The following is a 23,888-nucleotide window of genomic DNA, read 5'->3' as shown; positions in this document are numbered from 1 at the left end:
GTCAAACCCGCATGGTAAACATACCCTTGTCGGCAGTATTCGGGATTGTGCCGGGGCCTGCGGCTCGGCCGGCAATAACAAGACAGAGAAACGATAATGCAGGATTTGCGAATTATCTTGATTATTCTGGGCGCCATTGCCATTGCCGCCCTGCTGATCCATGGACTGTGGACCAGTCAGAAGGAACGCCAGGCCCCTATGCGCAACAAGCCTCTGGGCAAGGTGGCCACCGAGCCGGCTGCCAGCGATGACTTTGACCAGGACGGCATCGGTCGAGTGCGGGTAGTGAGTGGCCGCAAGGCCGCCCGGGATGACGACTGGCAGCCGCAGCCCGGGTTTTCGGCCCTGGATGATGATGAGGACGCCGATGAGCCGTCCCTGCGGCGGGCCGAGGCCAAGCCTCAGCCCACCCAGCACCAGCCTGCCGCCGCGTCAGTGGTTGAGGAAGAAGAATTCGATCCCCTGTTTGACGAACCGGTCCGTCCGGCTGCTGAAAGGGGTGAGACCGCCCACTCACCGGCCCCGCAGGCCGAGCCAGCAGGTCCGGCTGAACCGCTACAGCCCACAGCCAAGGCCCAGCCTCAACCACCAAAGGCTGCTCCCCGGCCCGAGCCGGTGGTGGCCGAGACTATTAACGAACCGCAAGTGCACGCCGAGCCGGCGCCTCAGCTCAGACCCGAGCCTCAGCCGGTGCTGCGAGAGGTGCCGCGTACCTGGCAGGATGTGTATGTGGTGAACCTGATGGCCCGTCCCAACCAGCAGATTGACGGTGCCGCCCTGATGCGCGCGCTCACTACCAACGGGTTTCACTTTGGTGAGATGGATATTTTCCATCATCACCAGACCCCGGCGGGGCAGGGCAGTGTGCTGTTCAGTCTGATCAACATGGTCAAGCCCGGCACCTTCAACCCCAAGGCCATGAGTGATTTCAGCACACCGGGTGTGTCCATCTTTATGCAATTGCCCTGTCCGGGTATGGCCAAAAATCAGTTCAACCTGATGGTGCAGACCGCCGAAAACCTTGCAGAAGAGCTTGATGCCCTGCTGTTTGACGTGGAGCGAGCCCCGCTCAGCCCCGATTATCTGGCGCATTGCCGCGAGCAATTACGGGACTACGACAGCCAGGCCCAGTGACCGACTTGTTTTGAAAGTTAAGTGCGGCGTTAGCCGCACTTTTTGTTTAAACGGAACTCCATTAATGAACGACGCCCACGCCCGCCTTCTCGCCCTGCGCGAGCAGCTCAATACCTGGAATTATCAATACTACGTGGAGGATGCCCCCTCGGTGCCCGATGCGGAATATGACCGCTGCATGCGCGAGTTGATGACCTTGGAAGCCGAGCACCCCGAGTGGCGGGATGCAGCTTCGCCCAGTCAGCGGGTGGGTGGTGTGCCGGTGTCGGCCTTTCCCGAAGTACAGCATGCCCTGCCCATGCTTTCCCTCGATAATGTGTTCAGCGAAGACGAGCTGACCGCCTTTGAGAAACGTATTCTCGACCGCCTGGGACGCACCGAGCCCCTTGAATTTTGCTGTGAGCCCAAGCTCGACGGCCTGGCGGTGAGCCTGGTGTATGAGCGTGGCCAGCTGGTGCAGGCCGCCACCCGGGGCGATGGCAGTACCGGCGAGGGCATTACCGAGAACGTCCGCACCATACGGGCGGTACCTTTGACCTTGCGTGGCGAGGGGTGGCCCGAGCGACTGGAAGTGCGGGGGGAGGTCTATATGCCCCGGGCCGGCTTTGAACAAATGAATGAACGCGCCCGGGCCGAGGGTGGCAAGGTGTTTGCCAACCCCCGCAACGCCGCCGCCGGCAGCCTGCGCCAGCTTGACTCACGTATTACCGCCACCCGCCCCCTGGCGTTTTACTGCTACGGCACCGGCCTGGTGGAGGGTGTGTCCCTGGGTGAGCGCCACTTCGATGTTCTGCAAACTCTCAAGGGCTGGGGCCTGCCGGTGAGCCCGGAGATAAAACGGGTGAGCGGCCGGGAGGGTTGCCAAGCCTATCATGACGATATTCTGGCGCGTCGTGATCGACTGCCCTATGAAATTGACGGTGTGGTCTACAAGGTGGACGAGCTGGCGCTGCAGGCACGACTGGGCTTTGTGGCCCGGGCGCCGCGCTGGGCCACCGCCCACAAGTTTCCTGCCCAGGAGGAGCTGACCGAGCTGCAGAACGTGGAGTTTCAGGTGGGCCGCACCGGTGCCATTACCCCGGTGGCCAAGTTGAAACCCGTAGCGGTGGCCGGGGTGACCGTGTCCAACGCCACCCTGCACAACGCCGACGAAATCGCTCGCCTGGGGGTCATGATTGGCGACACCGTCATTATTCGCCGTGCCGGCGATGTGATCCCTCAGGTGGTGGGCGTGGTGGAAGAACGTCGTCCCGCAAACGCGGCGGAAGTGGTGTTTCCGGCGCGTTGCCCCGTGTGTGATTCCGAGATTGAGCGCATCGAAGGCGAAGCCGTGGCACGCTGCACCGGCGGCCTGATCTGCGCCGCCCAGCGTAAGGAGGCCCTGCGCCACTTTGCCTCCCGCAAGGCGCTGGATATAGAAGGCCTGGGCACCAAGCTGGTGGAGCAGCTGGTGGACCATGAGCTGGTCAAAACCCCGGCGGATCTGTTCCACCTTGAGCAAGATACCCTGATGGGGTTGGAACGCATGGGCGAAAAGTCGGCGGCCAAACTGCTGGCCGCCTTTGACAAGGCTCGCCACACCACGCTGCCCCGTTTTCTCTATGCCCTTGGCGTGCGTGAAGTGGGTGAAGCCACTGCCAATAACCTGGCGCGCCATTTTCTTGAACTGAATACGGTGATGAACGCCGAGGTGGAAAGGCTCATTGAAGTGCCCGATGTGGGCGAGATTGTGGCCAAGCACATCTACTACTTCTTTCGCCAGCCCCATAACCGGGAAGTGGTGGATGCTCTGGTCAAGCCTCGGGAAGAAGGTGGCTGCGGCCTGACCTGGCCGGCGATGGAAGCGCCCAAGGCTGATGCCCAGCCACTGGCGGGCCAGACCTTTGTGCTTACCGGCACCCTGAACCGTATGTCGCGCACCGAGGCCAAGGCCGCCCTGCAGGCGCTTGGGGCCAAGGTGGCCGGCTCCGTCTCCGCCAAAACCAGCGTGCTGGTCGCCGGCGAAGCCGCCGGATCCAAACTGACCAAGGCCCAGGATCTGGGCGTGACCATTATGGATGAAGAAGGCCTGCAGGCACTGCTGGCAGAATACAATCCAGTTTAAATTTTTTCGAGGGATGGAGCAGAGTGGCGTTATTGCCAGTAATTTGCCGTGAAGCGGTACTGGTAATGTAACGAGGACGCAGTGGTAAAGTTGACAGGGTGTTGGACATATAAAATTGCGCTACCTTAACGTCAATAAAGGTAGCGCTTTTTATTAGGCTGGATTTATAGAATACTCCGACCAGATATTATGTATGAGACGTAGTTCTATATCGTCTTTAACCCTGAACACCCCGGCAGTATCTATTTTATCTACCACTTCTAGATGTTCGAGTACACAATGGTACTGCGGTCTGTTCCAAAAGTCATGTATGAATATTAAAGAGCTGTTTTGATTTTCGTGTTTGATTATGTGCTCGATAGTAGTCATGACGCAGGCCACTCTGAATCGTCCATCAATTAGAATGAAATCGAAGGCCTTGTTATGACTTAATATAGCTTGGCTATAGAGGGGGAACTTATCCTTCTGTTCTGTTAGTGGGTATCCCCAATCGCCTGTAGGTCCTATATCTACAACCTTTACCTGACATTGTTGACCAAGCGTGTTCTGTAGTGCACTGACCCAATTTGGATCGCTCTCCACACCTTCGACAGCCAACCCTTGTTCAACCGCCCAGACGGTGGAACCACCCGATCCAAACTCGAAGTAGTGGTTTGCTTCTTTTAAGTGCTTGATAAACAATTTTTTTTCACTATCCGTCATGGCTGGGCAAGTAGGGATAGGGAAGGTGTTTTTTTCTAAGCTTTTGCTTTGTAAGTAAAGCTTGGCTTGCTCAGGGTTTAAGCTATGTAATAGCTTAAACGTGACTCCTTGCATGTTATGTATTGAGTCTAATAGAAATGCCAGTTTATTTACCTGATCGTTGGAGTAGGTGTCTAGTTTTTTGTTATCAGGTATGAAAATGAGTGTGCCTGATGCCAGCTCACTTTCTTCCTGATTGAGTTCGGGATTCGGGTGAAAGTTATTGTGCTTTATGTCATTTATTTTTAATAATCTGAATCCAAGCTGATTTAACTTTTTTCTTATGTTTTCAAAATTGACTTGTGTGGAATGCTCAGGTGAAAAACTAATGCCTACTTCAATCAGTAAAGCGTTGGCAAGTTTTTGTTTGCCGTGTTCAAGAATGCTCAAGTTATGGTGTTGTTCATCAAGTATCAGCCAGTCAATATGCTCGATACCTTCAATATCATCGATTCGGTTGCTGGTGACCAGCATAGTGCTAACCAGTTCGGGTGAGGCCTGTCCTGGAATGATTGAAACTGGGTCAGCTTGATAGATAGGTAAGGTGGTAGAGCGTTCAGCCTGTACTGCGAGTGCAAGTTCCATCTCACTGCCATCACCTAGAACGGTAAGTGGGAAATGCTGAAACAGGCCGGTGTGCTGCAACGGTTGTGCATCGCGTATTAAACCACCCGGATCCAGACAAATGTAGTTTACCCCTCCTTGTTTTAAAAAATCTTCGAAATATGGCTTGCAAGTGAGTATGGCTCCATGTTCAAGCGCAATAATATGGCCTGTAAAGTTGAAGCTGAAGGAGCCTTCTGCTGATTGCATTGTTTCTCGTTGGGGTGATGTTGATCGTTGCGTGGCATCAAGATCTTCCGTGGCACTCTTGTCACCAGTGGCCAGTAGAGGTGTTTCAAGTTGTTTTCGCTCAACCTCGGACAGGCTGTTTCGGTAGTCCTCAGCCATATCAGGATCAAGTTCTGCCAGTAATTGATGGGCACATGCATGCGATTGGTACACAGCATGAAGCAGAAAGGCCAGTTTCAGGCGCTGGTTGGCGCCGAGATCGGCACAGCGATCGGCATTGGGAATGAAAACGGCGTCGGCGAACAGCAGCTGTTCATCGTAGTTGGTACAGGCGTCAATTTTGCGCTGGTTGAACAGGCTGTGAAAGTCAAAGCCCAGTTCGGCCATACGTTGCTGGCAGTCGGCGAGGGCTATCTGCTTCCGGTGGGTCGGCAAAAAATTGACGCGAATCTGCACCAGCAGTGGGTGAGCCAGGGTGGCCACCCCATTGGCCAGAATGGGGTCGAAGTCGTTCAGGTTGTCCAGAACCAGCCATTCCAGGGTTTCTATGCCGGCGATATCGTCGAGCCGAACGGTGTTGATAGGCACCTGTGCAATCTGCTGGTATATCTGTGCCGTCTGTTCGGGCTGCTGGTCGAACTCCAGGGGCGGAAGGGTTCCGCTATAGGCGGGATCCTGAGTAATGCTCAATATGACTTGTTCGCCATCACCCAGGGTGGTCATGGGCACATGTTGAAAATCGCCGGTCTGCTGCAATTGCTGGGCATTGGCGATACGGCTGCCCGGATCCAGACACAGGGTACTGAACACATTCAGCTTATGGAACATGCTGAAGCGATGCGAGCTGGCAAGAATGCCGCCATTATCCAGCACTACTATCTTGCCGTTGAAGCGAAAGCGGAATTCATCCTCTTCAATCACCAGGGGGTCTGCCGGCAATTGCAGTTGAACCGGTTCGGCTTCGCCTTCAAACCGGGCATGTCCGTTGGTATCCAGTGTCAGGGCGGCGGGGGCCTTATGTTCGCAATGGCGTTGCCAGATGGCGCGCATGGCGTTGCTGAAGTGGCGGGCGAAACGGGGGGCGTCACATAGGGGGGATTCCAGTAGCGCGGCCCTCAGATGGGCGCGGATACTTGACAGGTTGTCCAGATCACCGGCCAGACTCACCACTATGTCGTGGTATTGCTGCCAGTTCTCGGCCACCAGTTGCCCCAGCCCGACATTGGTCAAGTGGGTGGCGGAATGGCGCCCGGCAAAGGTGGGGCCGGGCAGGGTAACCACGGGGACGCCCATGTACATGGCTTCGCAGGTGGTGAGACCGCCGGAATAGGGCCAGGGATCCAGGGCAATATCTACCTTGTTGTAGGTTTGCAATAGTTCGGCATGGGGGGATGGCCCCTCAAACAAAATCCGGTCGGCCTCGATATTCAGCCGGCCGAATTGTGCCCTGACGTTGTTTCTTAGGGTGTCGCTGCTGAACTGAAATCCTTTCAACAGCAGGCGAGAGTGGGGCAGTGCATGCATGATGCCGGCCCATTTCTCCAGCAAATACGGGTTGAGCTTGGTCGGGTTATTGAAGCAGCCCAGGGTGATGTAGCCATTATATTTGGCCGGGGGAGCGTGAATATCGGGCGTATAGATGGGGGAGTTGTAACAGATGTAATCATCCGGCAGGCGAATAAGCTTCTCGGTATAAAATTCGTCTTCTCCCTCGGGCGTTTCAATCTGATCGCTCAGCAGATAATCCATGGTGCTGAGCCCTGTGGTGTTAATCAGGCCCCCCACCCATTTGACCAGAATGGGTGCGGGCTTCATCGCCATGGTGCGCATGTGGCTACCGCTGTTGTGACCGCACAGATCGAACAGAATATCGATGTTATCTTCAATCAGCTGGTGAGCCAGATCCTGCTCGCCCAAGTGCACTACCGTCATCCATTTCGCCGATAGGTTCTTTATACGTTGCGTCACGGTATCTTCGGAAAGATTGGTGCTGTACGCATAGATTTCTATTTCATGGGCGGGAATTTCCTCCAGGGCGGAGGTGATCATTTGTCCCACGGGGTGAGTACGAAATCCATCGGAAATCATGCCGATACGCAGTGTTTTATCCGGGTTTAACGCCGTTGCCGGAAGCGGCATTTTGCTGATGTTTTTCGCGTAACGTTCTTCCCACTCCTTGTAGAGTGTTAGGATTTTTTCTTTCGGGTAGTGCGGAATATAATGACAAAAACTCAGGTAGTTATTGTAAGCGATGTCATTGTCGCCGGACAGCTCGATAGCGGTCAGATAGTAGCGTTCGGCTTTCTCAAACATACCTAAGCCTTTGTATATGTTGGCCAGGTTGTTCCAGTTGAAATGGTGGGGCTTGCCGTGCTCGATGATATGCTCAAGGATGGCGGCGGCTTCATTGTATCGGTGCAGCCCGCCGAGAATCATGCTTTTGTATTCAAGGGTTTGTTGGTGTTTGGGCTGGTTTTTTTCGGCGAGTTCAATGTGATGAAGTGCCACTCGGTTTTCGTTGGCATTGTGGTACAGCTTGGCCAGTTCCAGGTTGGCTTCATGGTGAGCCGGGGCCAGAGATAAAATGTGCTGAAAATCACGAACCGCATGCTCTGTTTCGCCTCTCTCCCGGTGGATCTTTCCTTTGAGCAACAGAGTGGATATTTGGTCTGGGGTGTTCGTCAGTGCCTGTTGTAATAGATCCAGGGCTTGTTTGGACTGTGATGAGCGCAGGAGTTGTAGGGCCTTTTCCAAAGTTGGGCGGGTTTGCTCTGCAAACTGGGTCGTTTGTTCTTTGTCGTTTTTACTCTGCGTCATGAGGCAGCCCCAAAGTCGTGATGATATGACTCGTGTCAAAGAACAAAAGAGGATACAACCAGAAGCCGTTAATGGTCTAGCTTGGTCGAGTCAGATGGGTTGGTTGTAAATGAGTCCTAAAGTTGGCTGGAATGAGGCCGATACTCGAAGTAACCCTCGAAGTAACCAAGGGCATCGAGAGGATAGCGAAAAATTTTCTAAAGTCGCTTTTTTCACAGCCGATATCCTGAGTAACACGACCTGACCGGCAGTGTGCCGGCACCCTCAACGGAGAGCTTATTATGGCGATTACAGTCAACACCAACGTCACCGGCATGACCGCACAACGTAACCTGAACCAGTCCAGCAATGCTTTGGCCACTTCCATGGAGCGTCTGGCTACCGGTAGCCGTATCAATTCCGCCAAGGACGATGCGGCTGGTTTGCAAATCTCCAACCGATTGAACTCCCAGGTACGTGGTCTGGGTGTGGCCATGAAGAATGCCAGTGATGGTATCTCCATTGCGCAAACCGCCGAAGGCGCCATGAATGAATCTACCAATATCCTGCAGCGTATGCGTGACTTGGCCCTGCAATCCGCTAACGGCACCAACTCCGCCGAAGATCGTAAGGCGATTCAGAAAGAAGTGTCTGCATTGCAAAGCGAGCTGACCCGTATCGCCGAAACTACCTCTTTCGGTGGCCAGAACCTGATCGACGGCACCTTCGGCAGTCGTACCCTGCAGGTAGGCGCGAACTCCAACGAAACCATCGACCTGAGCCTGAAGAGTGTGGCGGCGAATGCCATCGGCTCTAATCGTGTAACCCTTGCGGCAGCAACTACAGCAACAGCAGGTCTGGGGGGGGGGATTGCCGCTGTAGCCGCTATTACCACTTCCACTACCAATGGCATTACCGCAGCGACCATGACCATCAATGGTGCCGAGACCGCCACTGTGGCCATTGCTGCCGGTGATTCTGCAAAGTCCATTGCTTCCAAAATTAATTCCGAGAGTGCCAAAACCGGTGTAACCGCCGAAGCCCGCACCGAAGCGGTTATTTCCGGCCTGAGTGCTCAGGGTCAAATCAGCTTTGAGTTGAATGGCACAGCGGTATCCGCCAACGTGGCTGACACCAACGATCTGTCCACCCTGGCCGATGCTATTAACGCCAAGTCTTCCGAGACTGGTGTCAAAGCAACGGTAGACGGCGGTGAGTTGACTATCGTTAATGACAACGGTGAGGACATCAACATCGAAAACTTCACTGGTGCCAATGCCACCTTGCAGGGTAAGGATATCGATGGCAACGATGCCGGTGACGCTGTTGCTCTGGCTACCGGTGGTTCCGACAGCACCATAGTGGCTGGTTCCATCCGCACTAACTCCAACGACTCGTTTGCTCTGTCCGTAGGCACGACTAATGCCACTGTTGACTTGACTAATACCGCTGAATTCTCTGTCCTGAGCGCAGTTTCTGAGCTGGATCTTTCCACTCAAGGTGGTGCCCAGTCGGCCATCTCCGTTCTCGACGGCGCCATCGGCATGATTGACGCTCAGCGTTCAGACTTGGGCGCCATGCAGAACCGTCTGAACAGCACCATCAACAACCTGGCCAACACCCGTGAAAACGCGGCTGCCGGTATGTCCCGTATCAAGGACGTGGACTTTGCTCAGGAAACCGTGAACCTGACCAAGCAGCAGATCCTGCAGCAGGCCGGTACCTCCATCCTGGCGCAAGCCAAGCAAATCCCGCAGGCGGCCCTGTCCCTGCTGGGTTAAGCCAACCTCAACCGGGGGGCAACCCCCGGTTTTTCGCCCTTGAGCTTAGTGGTACAGCCTGTTGTTCACTAAGCTGAATGGCGTTTTCACCCTGGTGATGAGGATTTAAAACATGGACTCGCTTTCCCTTAATCAACGCCCCACCGCTTCGGCGGCCGATACCAGCCACAAGTCACCGGCTTCCGTTCCTGCTCCCGCTGGCAGTGAGCTGACGCAAACCGCCCGAGCAGTTCAGGCGGCCGACAAGGCGCAAGGAGCCACGCCTTCCGGTGAACAGCTGGAGAAAATGGCGGAGCAGATGGAAACCTTTATCGGCACTTTTAACCGGGGGCTGCAATTCAGGGTAGATGAAAACTCCGGTCGTAATGTGGTGACTGTGGTGGATACCGACAGCGGTGATATCATTCGCCAGATACCCACCGAGGAGCTGCTTCAGGTGATCAACCGTCTGGCCGAGGCCAGCGGCGGCCTGATAGACACCAAAGCATAAGCCTTGGAGCAAAGAGCATAGGAGAAACAGCGTGGCCGATCTCAAACTGCCGGGCGTGGGCTCGGGCTTTCCCATTCAGAGTTTTGTGGATGCCACCGTGGCCGGTGAGCGGGCACCCAAGGATAAAATGTTCTCCCGCCGTGCCAACGACATTGGTGTTCAACTTTCATCCTACGGCACGCTCAAGGGGGTGCTGGACGAATTCAAAACGGCCCTGGGCAAGCTGGGTGAAGAAGAAGCCTTTGAAAAGCGTTCCACCAGCTTTACCAACAGTGGTTTTGCCAGCGCTACGGCCGATAAAACCGCCGTGGCCGGCAGCTATACCCTGTCGGTAAAGCAGTTGGCCGAGGCCCATAAAATTGGCACCTCCGCAGTGCCAAAGGCCGACGCCGAGAAAAAGCTGGGTTCAGGTACTCTAACGCTGAATGTCGGATCTGAGTCCTTTAGTGTGTCCATCGCGAAAGACAAAAGCTCACTGGCCGAAGTGGCCGATGCGGTCAACAATGCCGAAGACAACAAGGGCGTGCGCGCGACCGTGGTCACCGACGACACCGGTTCACGCCTGGTATTTTTTGCCGATAAGACCGGTACCGAGAGTCAAATCAGTGTCTCCGCGTCCGGCAATGCCGACGGTGACGGCGGCGCCAGCCTGGATGTACTGGGTGTAACCACCGAAATTCAGGCCGCAAAGGATGCGCAGCTCACCATAGATGGCGCCCTGATCACCAGCCAGAGCAATGAAATTGAAAATGCCATCCAGGGCGTGACCCTGGACCTGAAAAAGGTCAATGACGCCCCCGATGGTGAAAAGCCAGACACCAAACTGACCATTGGCTACGACAAGGGCACGGTGGAAAAAAATCTGCAGGAGTTCGTTAAGTCCTTTAACACCGTGATGGCCACCATCAATCAGCTGACTTCCTATGATCCGGAAACCGAAAAAGCCGGTCCGCTTAATGGTGACGGCACGGCCCGAAACCTGACTTCGCAAATTCGCCGCATGCTCAGTGAACCGGTGGAAGGAGCCAGTCCACCGATACAATCCCTCACCGATCTGGGCATCACCACCAAGAAAGACGGAAAAATAGAGCTGGACGAAGACCTGCTGAAAAAGCAGGTGGATGAGAACTTCGCCAAAATCGGCCAGTTGTTTGCGTCCGAAAAGGGGGTATCCAACAAGCTGGATGAAATGCTGGAAAGCTTTGTCGGCACCGAGGGCATTCTGACCAAGCGAGACACCTCACTCAATGAGCAAATGAAGAAGCTGGATAATGAACGGGCGGACTTTGAGCTTTACATGGAAAAGTATGAAGAGCGTATCTATAAGCAGTTCTCCGGCATGGACATAATGGTGGCTCAGCTTAACCAGCAGCTGAATTCGGTCATCGCCGCCTTTGATAATATGCCTGACATCAGTGGCGGACAGTCATGACGCCCCTCGAGCAGTTGCAGAAGCTGGATGAGCAGTTGCTGAGGATGCTGGCCAATCCGGAAGAGCTGGATGAAAACGGCGTTGCCGAGCAACTTGCAACCCGGGCACGGTTGTTGCAAGACGTCATCGAATTGGGTGATGTCTCAAAAAGCGAGTCCGCCGAGCTGATTAAACGCTCTCGCCAGCTCAAGGAAGCAGCCGAACAGACCCAGCGTAAGCTGGGCGAAAAGCTCAAAGCCATGCACAAAGGCCGGCGTTCGGTGCAGGCCTATCAAACCGTTAAACGCAGTTAGACATTATTTAGGAGTAAGTGCCTATGCGCGGCTCAATGAAAGCCTATAAGTCCGTGGCCCTGGACAGCCAGAAAACCCTAGCTTCTCCCTACAAGGTGGTGCAGATGCTGCTTTCGGGCGCACTGGAGCGCCTGGCCCGTGCTCGTTCTGCCATGGAGCAAGGCAAACCTGCCGAACAGGGGGAGTTGTTGGGAGCGACCATGGCCATCGTGGCCGAATTGCGTGCCGCACTGAACCATGAGGAAGGCGCCGAGATAGCCGCCAATCTCGACAACCTGTATGAGTTCATCATGGGTGAACTCGTGTTGGCCAACAGCGAGAACAGCGTAGAGCGGCTGGAAGCCATCAGTGGCCTGCTGCGTGATATCAAGGAAAGTTGGGACGCCATTCCCATGGAGCAGCAGCAAGTTCCTGCCTGATCCCTTAGCCAGCCCCGGAATGTTGTATGGGGCTGGTTTGTCGTCATTTTTATGTGGTTCCTGCCATTCAGCCCCATTGTTGTAGTCAAAAAAACATCTTTGCCCTGTAATATTTGATCCAGATCAATTCAGATCCACTTTTTGCGCCTATCTTTGTCGAGTTGTTTTGACGCCTGTGTCAGAATTACGACTCATATGGTTCATTTTGATGCCGTCAAGGTGTTAAGCTGGTACCTGGGTCAGGGATGGCGTTCGCAATAAAAACCTAATAACTAACTGAATGTAAAGGATATTTACTTTATGGGCTTTAACGGCTGTGTCTTGATCATGGATCATAACCAGGAACGGCGGTCAAGACTGGAAGCTATCCTTTCCTTTATGCAGGTCGAGTGGCGCAGTGGCAGTCGCGCCAACGATTTGGCGTGTTTGCGGGAGCAACCACACACCATGACGGTATTGCTGGGGGAAACGGATTCTCTACCCGAAGAACTGCTGCAAGAGCATGCCCAGCATGTGTTTATTACCCTTGAGCCCCTTCGTGTAACGGCGGCCAACCTGCTGGGTACCTTGAATGATCTCACTTATGACGAACTGACTCGTTTGCTGGGCCAGGCCGAGCACTGGCGTCCGGTGGCACAAAGCCATAAGCAGGAGCAGTGCCTGAAGGAGCTGCTGGTGGGTGAAAGTCCCTCCATGCAGGCCGTTAAGGGGCTGATCCGTCAGGTAGCAGGCAAGCAGGCCAATGTGTTGCTGCTGGGAGAGTCCGGCACCGGCAAGGAGGTAATAGCCCAGGCGATTCATTCGTTGTCGCAACAGGCCGAGGGGCCTTTTGTGCCCATCAACTGTGGCGCCATTCCGGCGGAATTGCTGGAAAGCGAACTGTTCGGCCATGAGAAGGGGGCCTTTACCGGTGCCGTGTCGGCCCGCAAGGGGCGTTTCGAGCTGGCCAATGGCGGCACCCTGTTTCTTGACGAGATTGGCGATATGCCATTGCCCATGCAGGTGAAACTGCTGCGGGTACTACAGGAGCGTACCTTTGAGCGGGTGGGAGGCACCCGGCCCATCAAGGCCAATGTGCGCATCATTGCCGCCACTCACCGTGATCTGGAATCCATGATTCGGGAACAGCGCTTTCGGGAAGATCTCTATTACCGGTTGAATGTGTTTCCCATTACCGCGCCCCCCCTGCGGGAGCGACGGGACGATCTGTCGTTGTTGCTGACCGAGCTGATTGAGCGCCACCGGGCTGTGCATCATGTGGACCTGGGGTTCACGCCGGCGGCGGTTCATGCCCTGCAGGGTTATCACTGGCCAGGCAACGTGCGCGAGCTGTCAAATCTGGTGGAACGCATGATGATCCTGTGTCCGGACAAGCAGGTGGAGCCCATGGATCTGCCGGAAAAATACCGGGGTGATCATGTGCCTGAGTCCTTTGATGACATGGATGAGCAGGCCGCGCTGGCATCCATCTTCAGTGGTGACGGCGTTGATGTCGACCATGAAGTCGCCAGCTTCTTTGATATGGAAATGCAGGCGCAGGTGCCCGCGGGCGTCAACGGAGACGCTCACATGCCTGAGCTGGGCGATGAAGGCATTAACCTCAAGGAAATGCTGGCGGGTATCGAGGTCGAGATGATCGGTCGCGCCCTGGACGCCAGCGACGGCGTGGTGGCCAGGGCCGCGGAGCATCTGGGCATGCGCCGCACCACCCTGGTGGAAAAAATAAAAAAATACGGTATCGGGCGAGAATGAGGCCCATTGGGGCTGCGGCAGGGCGTTGTATCTGGCACACATCTTGAATAATGCAGGCCATGACGCTTCCAACTTCCATTTCAACTACTGCCGATGCCCGCTGGCTCAGCCTGCTGGGGCCGGAGCGGCTTGACGAAATTCTGCACACCATGCCCGGCGGTTTGCTGTGGGTCAACGGCCAGGGCGTGGTTAGCCGGGCCAACACCGCCGCCCGTGAGCTGCTGGGAGATCCCCTGCTCAATACTCCCTGGCTTGAGGTGATCGCTCGGGCTTTTGCGCCCCGGCCCGACGACGGCCTGCAGGTGTCACTGAAAAACGGCCGCCGGGTGCAGCTGGCCATTTCCCATTTACAGGGGCTGCCGGGGCAGCTGGTGCAGCTGACCGATCTCACGCCAACCCGGGCCTGGGCCGCACAGCAGGGCCACGCCGAGCGCTTGGCGGCACTCGGGCGCATGGCCGCCACTCTGGCCCATCAGGTTCGTACCCCGTTGTCGGCGGCCATGCTCTATGGCGCCAACCTGGCGAGTCCGGAGCTCAATTCGGCCCAGCGGGCGCGGTTTCAGCAGCGGCTGATGGATCGGTTGACCGACATTGAGCGTCAAATAAACGACATTTTGCTGTACGCCCGGCCCGATCAGGCGGCCCTGGCAACACCACTTAGCCTTGCTCAGCTGTTGAATACGATCGCCGAGGCGGCAGGACCACTGTTGCAGGGCAAGGCCGGGCTTGAGTGCAAGGCTGAGGAACAGCCGGTGATTCTGGGTAACGCCAACAGCCTGCAGGGTATTGTGCTCAACCTGCTTGAAAATGCGCTGGAAGCGGGCGCCGATGTGCTGACGCTGACGGTCGGGCAACAAGGCGATCTGGCCTTTATTCGGCTTGCCGACAATGGCAAGGGCATGGATGACGCACTGCAACAGCAAATTTTCACACCCTTTTTCACCACCCGCAGTCAGGGCACCGGCCTGGGACTGGCGGCGGTGGCGTCGGTTGTGCGCGCCCACCAGGGCAGTGTGGAGGTCAGCTCCGCACCGGGGCTGGGCAGCTGTTTCAGCCTGTGGCTGCCTTTGGCGCAGCAAAAGGAGGCATGATGAACACCGATATTCTGATTGTGGAAGACGATACCGGCCTGCAGCAGGCGCTGCAGGACACCCTGGAACTGGCCGGTCTTGATTGTCGCTGTGTGGACAGTGCCGAAGACGCCATCCTGTGTCTGCAGCAGGCACCGGTACGAATGGTGATCACCGATGTGCAGATGACGGGCATGGATGGCCTGTCTCTGCTCAACTGGATAAACGAGCGCCTGCCCGGGTTGCCGGTGCTGGTGATCACCGCCCATGCTCAGGTGTCGGGGGCAGTGGCGGCCATGCGTGCCGGTGCGGTGGATTACCTGGCCAAGCCCTTTACGCCGGCGGCCTTGCTGGAGCGTGTTCAGCGCTTTGTGCGCCCGGTCGAGAGCGGTGAGCAGGATCCGGTCGCGGAAGACGCCGTCAGCCGTCAGTTGCTGCAATTGGCTGCCCGCGTGGCGAGCACCGATGCCAGCGTGATGATCACAGGGCCCAGCGGGACCGGCAAGGAAGTGCTGGCGCGCTTTATCCATCGCCATTCCCGGCGTGCCGAGGGCCCCTTTGTGGCCATCAATTGTGCCGCCATTCCCGACAACATGCTGGAAGCCACCCTGTTTGGCTATGAAAAGGGGGCCTTCACCGGGGCGGTGCAGGCCTGCCCGGGCAAATTTGAGCTGGCCAATGAGGGCACCCTGCTGCTGGACGAGATCACCGAAATGGACGTAGCGCTGCAGGCCAAGCTGTTGCGGGTGCTGCAGGAGCAGGAAGTGGAGCGCCTGGGCGGACGCAAGTCACTGTGTCTTAATGTCAGGGTACTGGCCACCAGCAACCGGGACCTGCGGGCCGCCGTAAGCGAGGGGCGCTTTCGTGAAGATCTCTACTATCGGCTCAATGTCTTTCCGCTCACGCTGCCGGCCCTGGCCGAGCGCCCCGCCGACATTCTGCCGCTGGCCCGTTTTCTGTTGGGCCGTCATGCCGAACGGCAGGGGCGGCATGGCGTCAGGTTGTCACGCGAAGCGGAAACTCGGCTGCGGGGCTGGCACTGGCCTGGCAACGTACGCGAGCTCGACAACGTTATTCAGCGGGCGCTGATCCTGTGTGTCGGCCAGGATATAGGCGATGGCGACATTTTGTTGGACGAAATGGCAACGCGAATTTCACCGGCGCCCCAGGTCGGTCCCCAGGAGCTGGGCGAAGAGCTGGAGTGTCAGGAGCACCGCATTATTCTTCAGGCGCTGCACAGCAGCGGTGGCAGTCGGCGCGAGGTCGCCGAGCAGTTGGGCATCAGCCCGCGCACCCTGCGTTACAAGTTGGCACGCATGCGGGAAGCGGGTATTCACGTACCCGCCTGACGCCGAAAAGATGAACTGGCCCGAGCTTTGCATTAGTATGCGTGAATGCCAGACATTTACTGATTGAGGAGCCAAACGTCATGGATATCAAAGCCGCTGCGCTGTTGGCCGAAATGCAATCAATGCAGGGGGAGGCCAGAAACCTGACCCCGGTTCAGGGTGCCGTCCCTCAACAGGATTTTGCCGAATTGCTCGGGCAGGCCGTGAACAAGGTCAATGGCCTGCAGCAGACCACCAGTGATTTGCGCACCCGCTTTGAGCTGGGTGACTCTGCCGTGGGGCTGGAGCAGGTGATGATCTCGGCCCAAAAGTCGAGCATTGCCTTTGAGGCCACCGTGCAGGTGCGCAACAAACTGGTGGATGCTTACAAAACCATTATGAACATGCCGGTGTAAGGAGCTGACGGGTGGCTGACAATCCGCTGGCGGAAACCGACAAAAACACGCTTCCGGCCAATACCGAGGGGGCCTCCATGGAGGCGGAAGAGCGTAAGAGTACGCCCTTTGCCTTGCTGGGCAACACCGACGTGCTGCGCCAGATCGTGATTGTGCTGGCCCTGGCCATCTGCCTGGCCATGGCGGTGTTTGTGCTGCTGTGGGGCAAGGAGCCCGAAATGCGGCCGCTGGGGGTATACGGCAACCAGGAACTGATCGAAACCCTCGATTACCTGGACGCCCAGAAGGTGGAATACGCGATTGACGGCAACAGCGTCTTGGTGCGCGCGGATCAATACGCCGACATTCAACTGGGACTGCGTCGTTCCGGCCTGACCCAGGCGCCTCCCGAAGGCGACAGCATACTGCTTTCCGATCCCGGCTTTGGCATCAGTCAACGGCTGGAGCGGGAGCGTCTCAATCTCAGCCGAGAGCGTCAGCTGGCCCGGGTGATCGAGCAATATAACAGTGTGTCCTCGGCTCAGGTGTTGCTGGCCATTCCCAGAGAAAACGTTTTCGTGCGCGACAAGCGCAAACCCAGCGCCACCGTGGTACTCAACCTGCGCCGGGGCGGTGCCCTGCGCCAGGAAGAAGTGGACGCCATTGTGGATACCGTGGCATCGGCGGTGCCGGATCTTACCCCGGGCCGGGTCACGGTCACCGATCAGAACGGCCGCCTGCTCAATTCCGGCTCCCAGGATCCCATGTCTGCCCGCACACGGCGTGAGTTTGAGCTGCAGCAAAAGCAGGAAGCGGAATACCGCCAGAAGATTGACGCCATTCTCAGCCCGGTGCTGGGGCTTGGCAACTACACGGCGGAGGTAGATCTGCGACTGGACTTTCGTCGGCAGCAGCAAACGGTCAAGACCTACAACCCCGACATGCCCGCGGTTCGCTCGGAAATGGTGATGGAAGATAACACCAGTGGCCGTGGCGCCATCGGCATTCCCGGTGCCCTGACCAACCAGCCGCCGATGGATGCGGATATACCCGAGGAAGCCGGCCAGGCCGCAGAGCAGAGCGCCACCGAGCGCAACCGTCGTGAGGCCACCCGTAATTTTGAGCTGGACACCACCATTCGCCACACCGAGAACGCCGTGGGCGATATTCGCCGGCTGACGGTGTCCGTGGCGGTGGACTACAAAACGGTGACCCAGGCCGACGGCAGCCTGGAGCGGGTACCCCTTGAGGCTCCCGAGCTGGCCCGTATCGAGCGACTGCTTAAAGGCGGCCTGGGTTTTGACGTTAGCCGGGGGGATGCCATTGAGGTGGTAAGCATGTCCTTCAACCGCCCCGACCTGGAGGCGGTGGCCGGAGTGCCCTTCTATGAGCAGTCCTGGTTCTGGCGACTGGCTCGCATTGTTGGTGCCGTGCTGGTGCTGGTGGTGTTGCTGTTGGCGCTGGTGCGGCCCATGGTGAAACGGCTGCTCAATATGGATGAGAAAGGCGAAGAGGTGGATCTCGACAGCCAGAGTGCCCTAGCCGGCAGCGATGAGCTCAGCCTGCTGTCGCAACAGGCTGAGCTGGAAGATGGCATGTTTGGCATCAAGGACGGCCAGCTCAAGCTGCCCAACCTCAATAAGGACGAAGATCTGCTGGCGGCGGTGCGCGCCCTGGTGGGTAACGAGCCGGATCTGGCGGCGCAGGTAATCAAAGACTGGGTGCAGAGCGATGAGTGATGATGGGCTGGTAATTACCGACGAGCAGCGCCAGCTGCTGTCCCGCATGACGGGCACCGAAAGGGCGGCCCTGCTGATGCTGAGCCTGCGTGAAGAAGACGCGGCACAGATCTTTCGCCACCTGGATCCCAAGCAGGTGCAGCGCCTCGGCATGAAAATGGCTGCCCTGGGAGATTTCAGCCCCGATCGGGTCAACGCCGTGCACCGCTTGTTTATTGAAGACATTCAGCGCTTTACCAAGATAGGCGTGGGCAGCCAGGACTTTGTGCGCAACGCCCTGGTGGCGGCCCTGGGTGAAGACAAGGCGGGCCGGTTGGTTAACCAGATCGCCGCCGGCGCCGGCTCCCGTGGCCTCGACTCACTCAAATGGATGGATGCCCGACAGGTGGCCGGCATTATTCATAATGAACACCCGCAAATTCAGACCATAGTGCTGTCGTATCTGGACGCGGATCAGGCGGCGGCCATTCTGCAACAGTTTCCCGAGCCCATGCGGCTGGATCTGGTCATGCGTATTGCCGAGCTGGAAGAAGTGCAGCCGGCGGCGCTGCAGGAGCTTAACGACATCATGGAAAAACAATTTGTCGGCAAGAGCAACGCCAAGGCGGCCAAGATGGGTGGCCTGAAGACCGCGGCCGACATCATGAACTACCTCGACACCTCGGTGGAAGGCGCGCTGATGGACTCCATTCGCGAGCAGGACGAGGAAATGAGCATGAAGATTCAGGATCTGATGTTCGTGTTCGAAAACCTGATCGACGTGGACGACAGGGGCATTCAGGTATTGTTGCGGGAAGTGGATGCCGATCTGCTGCAACGGGCGCTCAAGGGCGCCGACGATCAGCTCAAGGAAAAGTTTCTGGGCAACATGTCCAAACGGGCGGCCGACATGCTGCAGGAAGATCTGGAAGCCATGGGGCCGGTACGGGTCAGCGATGTGGAAACCGCCCAACGCGAGATCCTCGCCATCGCCCGCCGGCTGTCCGACAGCGGCGAGCTGATGTTGTCCAAGGGCGGCGGGGATGATTACGTATGAGTAACCCGGAGCACACCGAAGATCGCACTCAGGCCGACGCCCAGGACAACAGTGCCTGGCAGTGGCCGGAGCTTGAGATTGAGCGCAAGCGTCAGCAGATGCGCAGCGCCGCCCTGCGGCTGCGGGCCGAGCCCGAGCCCAGGGAGGCCGTGCCGGCTGCCCCCGAGCAGCCGGCACCCGAACCCCTTACCGCAGAGGCCCTGGAAAGCATTCGTCAGGCTGCCTTTGAGGAAGGCCATGCCGAAGGCAAGGCTCAGGGGGTTGCCGAAGGCCGGGAAGAGGGGCGTCTGCAGGGCATGGAGGAAGGCCTTCAGGCCGGCCTGCAACAGGGGCTGGAGCAGGGACTGGCCGAAGGCCGAAAACAGGTGGCGCAGCAGCTGGAACACTGGAGCTGCCTGGTGGAGCAGCTGCAGGCCCCCCTGTCGAAAATTGATCACACCGTGGAGCAAAGCCTGGTGACCCTGGCCATGGAGCTCGCCCGCAACCTGCTAAAGGCCGAGGCCAGTGCGTCCCCGCAGTTGCTGCTAGCCACGGTACAGGAGGCCTTGAAGGCGTTGCCGGCCCAGAATGGCCCGCTGACCTTTTACCTGCATGCCGAAGATCTGGTGATGCTGGAGGCCCATTACGATCAGGACGCCCGGGCAAAACGGGGCTGGGAATTTATTGCCGAGCCGGGCCTGGCTCGGGGCGAGCTGAAAATTATCACCCCCCTGTCGCAGCTGGATGTAAACCTGGCACAACGCATTGATGCGCTCATGGCCAATTTCATCAAGGCCAACTGGAGCCGTTTCCATGACGCTGGCTGAGCGTCTGACCGCTTATCAGTGCGCCGGTCTGGCGCCGCCCCTGGCCGCCAGCGGCAAGTTGACCCGAGTGGTGGGGCTGACCCTGGAAGCGGTGGGGTGCACCGCCGCCGTGGGCAGCCAGTGCCGAGTGCAGACCCAGTTTGGCGAGATGGATGCGGAAGTGGTCGGGTTCGCCGATGACAAGCTCTACCTGATGCCGAGTGAGTCCCTAAAGGGAGTGATCCCCGGAGCCCGGGTCACGCCGGCAGGTGACGGCGCGGGTGTTCCGGTGGGCATGGCACTGCTGGGCCGGGTGATCGACGGCGTGGGCCAGCCCCTGGACGGACAGGGGCCGATACATACTTCCACCACCGCCGACTTTGTCTCCCGCCCCCTCAATCCCATGGCGCGCAAACCCATCGATGCGCCCATGGATGTGGGGGTTCGTGCCATCAACTCGGTGCTGACCGTGGGGCAGGGCCAGCGCATGGGGCTGTTTGCCGGCTCCGGCGTGGGCAAGAGCGTGCTGCTCGGCATGATGACCCGGGGAGCCCGGGCCGACGTGGTGGTGGTGGGGCTTATCGGTGAGCGGGGCCGGGAGGTGAAGGAATTTATCGACGTCATTCTGGGGAATGAGGGCCGGGCCCGGGCCGTGGTGGTGGCGGCCCCCGCCGACGCCTCGCCGCTGATGCGGCTCAAGGGCTGCGAGACCGCCCTGACCCTGGCGGAATATTATCGGGATCAGGGGCTGAATGTGTTGCTGCTGATGGACTCCCTGACCCGCTATGCCCAGGCTCAGCGGGAGATTGCCCTGGCGGTGGGCGAGCCGCCGGCCAGCAAGGGCTATCCGCCGTCGGTGTTTGCCAAATTGCCGGCGCTGGTGGAGCGGGCCGGCAACGGTGCCGAGGGGCAGGGCAGTATCACCGCCTTTTTTACCGTGCTGACGGAAGGGGATGATCTGCAGGATCCCATCGCCGATGCGGCCCGGGCCATTCTCGACGGCCATATTGTGCTGTCGCGGCAGCTGGCCGACAGCGGCCATTACCCCGCCATCGACATTGAAAAGTCCATCAGTCGGGTAATGACGGCGGTCACCACTCCTGAGCACCAGCAACAGGCCCGGGCACTGAAACAGGCCTACGCCCTCTATCAGCAGAATCACGACCTGATCAACCTCGGTGCCTACAAGAGTGGCGCCGATCCCCGGCTTGACATGGCCATCACCATTCGGCCCCGGCTCGACCGCTTTCTGACCCAGGGCATGACAGACGTCATTGGCCTTGATGACTGCCTGAAAGAGCTGGAAGTGGTGACCATGCCGCTGCTGAGGGCCGGCTGATGAGCCGGGCCCTGAACCTGCTGCTTGAACAGCTCGACGGCGAAGAGCGCAAGGCGGCGGCCGAGATGAACGTCGCCCAGCTGCAACTGCAACGCATGGAGCAGCAGCTGCAGACCCTGAGCCAGTATCAGCGTCAGTATGTACAGACCTTTCAGCAACGGGGCCGAAGCGGCCTGGAAGCCCATCAGTTTGGCCACTTTCGCGGTTTTATCGACAAGCTGGAAATCGCCCAGCAGCAGCAGCAGCAGGGCCTGCAACAAGCCCGGGACGAGCTGGAACAAAGCCGCAATGCCTGGCTGGCGGTACGTACCCGCAAGCAGGCCATTGAAAAGTTGCTGGCTCGTGAGGCCGAACGCAAGCAGCAGGAAGCCGCCCGCCAGGAGCAGAAAATGCTCGACAACCTCGCCATTTACCGCTTTCACCGCAAGCCGCTCTAGTGATCATACTCACGCCCTCGCTTACGCGTTATAAAGTTGGTACATAAATTGCTTTTTTTTGAAGTAACAGTATCGAGGCCGCACCGGCCACAGCGACAATCAGGGGATCAGCATGACCACAGTCATTCCCGCCCTGTTCGGCGGCATGAATTCGTCAAGGGCCGCTTTGCAGCCGGGCGAGGCGGGAAAGCCATCCGGTTTTTCCGAACTGCTGAGCAAGGCCGGCGCCGAAACCGGCGACAAGGGCATGCCGGCCGTTCCGGGGGCGGACAGTGGCGAAGAGCGGGTTATGGCTGAATCCACTGAGTCCGGCGCCAATAAATTGTCAACGGTCGATGCAACAACCAACGAAGCGGCCGAGAGTGACGAGACCGACTCAAGTCCGGGCGATACCAAGGAAGGCTTCGCGGCTGGCGATGCCGTTTCCGCGGTGCCGGCCGAGGAGATCCCTTCCACCGCGGCGGCAGTGGGCGGCAAGCCGCTGCCGGAGGCGGCAACGGCAGCCGCCGACCTGCCGGAAGCGCATGCCGAACCACTGCTCCAGGGCCGCAGGGAGCCCGCTCAGCCGGTTGCTCAGGCCGTCTGGCAGGACGATCACGCCTCGGCAGATAGCGCCGAACCGGATATGAAACCGGCAAAAACCGGCAGCTCGGCGGCAAACGAATCCTTTGTAACGGCTCAACAGGCTGCAGTAAAGGCCTCCTCTCCAGGGCAGCATTCCACCCAGGCGCAGCCCGAAGAGCCGCCGAGTGGTAATCCGCCCCCTGTGGCCGCCAAGGCGGAAACGGCGGGGCCGGGCGACAAAGGAATTCCCGCTGCCGCCCTTCATGCCGGTATGACCGGTGGAAGCGAACGCGCTACTACCACGATTTCTTCCAGCGGCAAGGCCGGTGACCAGCCTGCTCAGGTGGCGCCCCCGGTTGGGGCCGACGACGCCGGGGCAGAGGCATTACCGAAACAGCCTTCAGACATCCGTCATTCAGGTGCTCAGCCACCGGCGGCTGAACAGGCCGGCCGCGCCTCCCCGTTAGCACCGGAGCAGGCTGAAACTGCGCGAGCTTCTTCGCCCGTCCCGGTGAATACCGTGGCCGGCGAGGGGCCGGACATGACGGGGGAGACGGAGGCAGAGCCGGCGATTGCGCCCAGGCAGGATGTTGCTTCGGTTCGGCAGGAAAGGACGGCCACGCCCGACTGGCTGGCCCAGATCGAGCACGGTCGTCGCTGGCAGCAGACCCAACAAGGCCAGGCGACGGAGCCCGGCGTCAAGGGGGATGCCGAGATTGCCCTCAAATCGAATGACGGCGACGAGCAGGCGGCCATTGATCTCAGCGCCGGGACAATAGAGGGTTCCGAGGGTGGCGAGGAACTGCCGCTCAGCGAGCGATCGGCCAGTGCTTCTCTGGTTGCTCAGGGAACAGCCGGTGATGCCGTGACCCGGTCGGCCGCCGGCGTCAGCGATCCACAGTTGGTGACGACGACGGCAGCCACACGGGACGCCGCCCCGGCACCAGAGCGCGTGCCTCAGCCCCTGGGGGAACGCATGCTCAACCTGCACCAGGCCTCACCGGAGCAGAATGCCCGCCAGCTGAGCCAACAGGTGCAGGTGATGGTGAGTCAGGATTTGCAACAGGCAGACATTCGTCTGAATCCGTCCGAGCTGGGCGGCATGCGCATTCAGCTCAGGTTTGAGCAGGGCGAGCTCAGCATGCATATCCAGGCGCAGCATCCTCAGGCCCGGGAACTGCTGGAGCAGGCCATGCCGAGGCTCAGAGACATGCTGGGCCAGCAGGGTATTCAGCTTGGCCAGGGGCAGGTGGGCGGTTTTGCCGGCCAGCAGGGCGGCGCCCAGAACGGGGCCTCAGGGCAGGATGCAACCGGTCCGGAAAGGGGGCATAATCCATCCCCGTTTGAGCAGGGGCCGAGTGAAGACCAGGCGGCCTATGGCTCCCGCGGGGCGAACACCTTTTTCAACGATGGCAGAATTGATTTTTTTGCATGATATCAATGGTTTATATATAAGGGCAG

Annotated in this window: 18 protein-coding genes; 17 read left to right on the top strand and 1 reads right to left on the bottom strand. The window is 58.4% G+C overall.

Going from position 1 to position 23,888, the window contains the following annotated elements; translation table 11 throughout:
* Nucleotides 1-96: 96 nt before the first annotated feature.
* Complete coding sequence (gene zipA / locus B6S08_RS07175) at nucleotides 97-1,134, top strand: cell division protein ZipA (RefSeq protein ID WP_094200040.1); 1,038 nt, start codon at nucleotides 97-99, stop codon at nucleotides 1,132-1,134.
* Between the two features lie 64 nt (nucleotides 1,135-1,198).
* Complete coding sequence (gene ligA, locus B6S08_RS07170) at nucleotides 1,199-3,238, top strand: NAD-dependent DNA ligase LigA (protein WP_094200039.1); 2,040 nt, start codon at nucleotides 1,199-1,201, stop codon at nucleotides 3,236-3,238.
* A 153-nt stretch (nucleotides 3,239-3,391) separates the two neighbouring features.
* Here ligA and B6S08_RS07165 read toward each other — a convergent pair whose 3' ends face one another.
* Nucleotides 3,392-7,588 (bottom strand): O-linked N-acetylglucosamine transferase family protein, encoded by a 4,197-nt coding sequence (locus B6S08_RS07165; protein ID WP_094200038.1) that lies wholly within the window; start codon nucleotides 7,586-7,588, stop codon nucleotides 3,392-3,394.
* Nucleotides 7,589-7,869: 281 nt separating this feature from the next.
* Between B6S08_RS07165 and B6S08_RS07160 the strand changes: the two genes are divergently transcribed.
* The 15 genes from B6S08_RS07160 (at nucleotide 7,870) to B6S08_RS07090 (ending at nucleotide 23,862) form a co-directional block, all read left to right on the top strand.
* Nucleotides 7,870-9,348 carry a flagellin gene (locus B6S08_RS07160; RefSeq protein WP_094200037.1) on the top strand — a complete coding sequence of 493 codons (1,479 nt, stop codon included), beginning with the start codon at nucleotides 7,870-7,872 and terminating at the stop codon, nucleotides 9,346-9,348.
* Nucleotides 9,349-9,460: 112 nt separating this feature from the next.
* Nucleotides 9,461-9,838 carry a flagellar protein FlaG gene (locus B6S08_RS07155; protein ID WP_094200036.1) on the top strand — a complete coding sequence of 126 codons (378 nt, stop codon included), beginning with the start codon at nucleotides 9,461-9,463 and terminating at the stop codon, nucleotides 9,836-9,838.
* A gap of 31 nt (nucleotides 9,839-9,869) precedes the next feature.
* Nucleotides 9,870-11,270: a flagellar filament capping protein FliD gene (fliD, locus tag B6S08_RS07150; protein WP_094200035.1), complete on the top strand. Its 1,401-nt coding sequence runs from the start codon at nucleotides 9,870-9,872 to the stop codon at nucleotides 11,268-11,270.
* Nucleotides 11,267-11,563, top strand: coding sequence for a hypothetical protein (locus B6S08_RS07145; RefSeq protein WP_094200034.1), 297 nt, complete (start codon nucleotides 11,267-11,269; stop codon nucleotides 11,561-11,563). The genes fliD and B6S08_RS07145 overlap by 4 nt, the downstream gene beginning before the upstream one ends.
* Before the next feature lie 35 nt (nucleotides 11,564-11,598).
* Complete coding sequence (gene fliS, locus B6S08_RS07140; protein WP_240919642.1) at nucleotides 11,599-11,982, top strand: flagellar export chaperone FliS; 384 nt, start codon at nucleotides 11,599-11,601, stop codon at nucleotides 11,980-11,982.
* Nucleotides 11,983-12,282: 300 nt separating this feature from the next.
* Nucleotides 12,283-13,734 (top strand): sigma-54 dependent transcriptional regulator, encoded by a 1,452-nt coding sequence (locus B6S08_RS07135; RefSeq protein WP_094200032.1) that lies wholly within the window; start codon nucleotides 12,283-12,285, stop codon nucleotides 13,732-13,734.
* Nucleotides 13,735-13,793: 59 nt separating this feature from the next.
* Entirely contained in the window at nucleotides 13,794-14,825 is a 1,032-nt protein-coding gene (locus tag B6S08_RS07130; protein WP_245849823.1) for a sensor histidine kinase, read from the top strand.
* Nucleotides 14,822-16,153: a sigma-54-dependent transcriptional regulator gene (locus tag B6S08_RS07125; protein ID WP_425435325.1), complete on the top strand. Its 1,332-nt coding sequence runs from the start codon at nucleotides 14,822-14,824 to the stop codon at nucleotides 16,151-16,153. The genes B6S08_RS07130 and B6S08_RS07125 overlap by 4 nt, the downstream gene beginning before the upstream one ends.
* 80 nt (nucleotides 16,154-16,233) lie before the next feature.
* Nucleotides 16,234-16,548: a flagellar hook-basal body complex protein FliE gene (gene fliE / locus B6S08_RS07120; protein ID WP_094200029.1), complete on the top strand. Its 315-nt coding sequence runs from the start codon at nucleotides 16,234-16,236 to the stop codon at nucleotides 16,546-16,548.
* A gap of 77 nt (nucleotides 16,549-16,625) precedes the next feature.
* The gene (gene fliF / locus B6S08_RS07115) at nucleotides 16,626-18,266 is read left to right on the top strand and encodes a flagellar basal-body MS-ring/collar protein FliF (RefSeq protein WP_245849847.1); all 1,641 of its coding nucleotides are present in this window, start codon (nucleotides 16,626-16,628) and stop codon (nucleotides 18,264-18,266) included.
* Entirely contained in the window at nucleotides 18,259-19,302 is a 1,044-nt protein-coding gene (fliG, locus tag B6S08_RS07110) for a flagellar motor switch protein FliG (protein WP_094200027.1), read from the top strand. Before fliF ends, fliG begins: the two co-directional genes overlap by 8 nt.
* Nucleotides 19,299-20,108 carry a flagellar assembly protein FliH gene (gene fliH / locus B6S08_RS07105; protein ID WP_094200026.1) on the top strand — a complete coding sequence of 270 codons (810 nt, stop codon included), beginning with the start codon at nucleotides 19,299-19,301 and terminating at the stop codon, nucleotides 20,106-20,108. The genes fliG and fliH overlap by 4 nt, the downstream gene beginning before the upstream one ends.
* On the top strand, nucleotides 20,095-21,426 hold the full coding sequence (gene fliI, locus B6S08_RS07100) for a flagellar protein export ATPase FliI (RefSeq protein ID WP_169716371.1): 1,332 nt from the start codon (nucleotides 20,095-20,097) through the stop codon (nucleotides 21,424-21,426). Before fliH ends, fliI begins: the two co-directional genes overlap by 14 nt.
* Nucleotides 21,426-21,863: a flagellar export protein FliJ gene (fliJ, locus tag B6S08_RS07095; RefSeq protein WP_094200024.1), complete on the top strand. Its 438-nt coding sequence runs from the start codon at nucleotides 21,426-21,428 to the stop codon at nucleotides 21,861-21,863. The genes fliI and fliJ overlap by 1 nt, the downstream gene beginning before the upstream one ends.
* Before the next feature lie 112 nt (nucleotides 21,864-21,975).
* The gene (locus tag B6S08_RS07090) at nucleotides 21,976-23,862 is read left to right on the top strand and encodes a flagellar hook-length control protein FliK (RefSeq protein ID WP_094200023.1); all 1,887 of its coding nucleotides are present in this window, start codon (nucleotides 21,976-21,978) and stop codon (nucleotides 23,860-23,862) included.
* Nucleotides 23,863-23,888 lie beyond the last annotated feature (26 nt).

It is taken from the genome of Oceanimonas doudoroffii, assembly GCF_002242685.1.
GTDB classification, from domain to species: Bacteria; Pseudomonadota; Gammaproteobacteria; order Enterobacterales; family Aeromonadaceae; genus Oceanimonas; species Oceanimonas doudoroffii.
Note: the sequence above shows the minus strand (reverse complement) of the source record. Positions and strands in the feature narration are given on the sequence as shown.

What these genes read in the sequence shown, in the direction of transcription:
- fliI (WP_169716371.1), top strand. Translation starts at nt 20,095, where the DNA reads ATGACGCTGGCTGAGCGTCTGACCGCTTATCAGTGCGCCGGTCTGGCG.
- B6S08_RS07125 (WP_425435325.1), top strand. Translation starts at nt 14,822, where the DNA reads ATGATGAACACCGATATTCTGATTGTGGAAGACGATACCGGCCTGCAG.
- B6S08_RS07165 (WP_094200038.1), bottom strand. Translation starts at nt 7,588, where the DNA reads ATGACGCAGAGTAAAAACGACAAAGAACAAACGACCCAGTTTGCAGAG.
- fliH (WP_094200026.1), top strand. Translation starts at nt 19,299, where the DNA reads ATGAGTAACCCGGAGCACACCGAAGATCGCACTCAGGCCGACGCCCAG.
- B6S08_RS07135 (WP_094200032.1), top strand. Translation starts at nt 12,283, where the DNA reads ATGGGCTTTAACGGCTGTGTCTTGATCATGGATCATAACCAGGAACGG.
- B6S08_RS07160 (WP_094200037.1), top strand. Translation starts at nt 7,870, where the DNA reads ATGGCGATTACAGTCAACACCAACGTCACCGGCATGACCGCACAACGT.
- fliJ (WP_094200024.1), top strand. Translation starts at nt 21,426, where the DNA reads ATGAGCCGGGCCCTGAACCTGCTGCTTGAACAGCTCGACGGCGAAGAG.
- fliS (WP_240919642.1), top strand. Translation starts at nt 11,599, where the DNA reads ATGAAAGCCTATAAGTCCGTGGCCCTGGACAGCCAGAAAACCCTAGCT.
- B6S08_RS07155 (WP_094200036.1), top strand. Translation starts at nt 9,461, where the DNA reads ATGGACTCGCTTTCCCTTAATCAACGCCCCACCGCTTCGGCGGCCGAT.
- B6S08_RS07130 (WP_245849823.1), top strand. Translation starts at nt 13,794, where the DNA reads ATGACGCTTCCAACTTCCATTTCAACTACTGCCGATGCCCGCTGGCTC.
- fliG (WP_094200027.1), top strand. Translation starts at nt 18,259, where the DNA reads ATGAGTGATGATGGGCTGGTAATTACCGACGAGCAGCGCCAGCTGCTG.
- fliF (WP_245849847.1), top strand. Translation starts at nt 16,626, where the DNA reads ATGGAGGCGGAAGAGCGTAAGAGTACGCCCTTTGCCTTGCTGGGCAAC.
- B6S08_RS07145 (WP_094200034.1), top strand. Translation starts at nt 11,267, where the DNA reads ATGACGCCCCTCGAGCAGTTGCAGAAGCTGGATGAGCAGTTGCTGAGG.
- B6S08_RS07090 (WP_094200023.1), top strand. Translation starts at nt 21,976, where the DNA reads ATGACCACAGTCATTCCCGCCCTGTTCGGCGGCATGAATTCGTCAAGG.
- fliE (WP_094200029.1), top strand. Translation starts at nt 16,234, where the DNA reads ATGGATATCAAAGCCGCTGCGCTGTTGGCCGAAATGCAATCAATGCAG.
- zipA (WP_094200040.1), top strand. Translation starts at nt 97, where the DNA reads ATGCAGGATTTGCGAATTATCTTGATTATTCTGGGCGCCATTGCCATT.
- ligA (WP_094200039.1), top strand. Translation starts at nt 1,199, where the DNA reads ATGAACGACGCCCACGCCCGCCTTCTCGCCCTGCGCGAGCAGCTCAAT.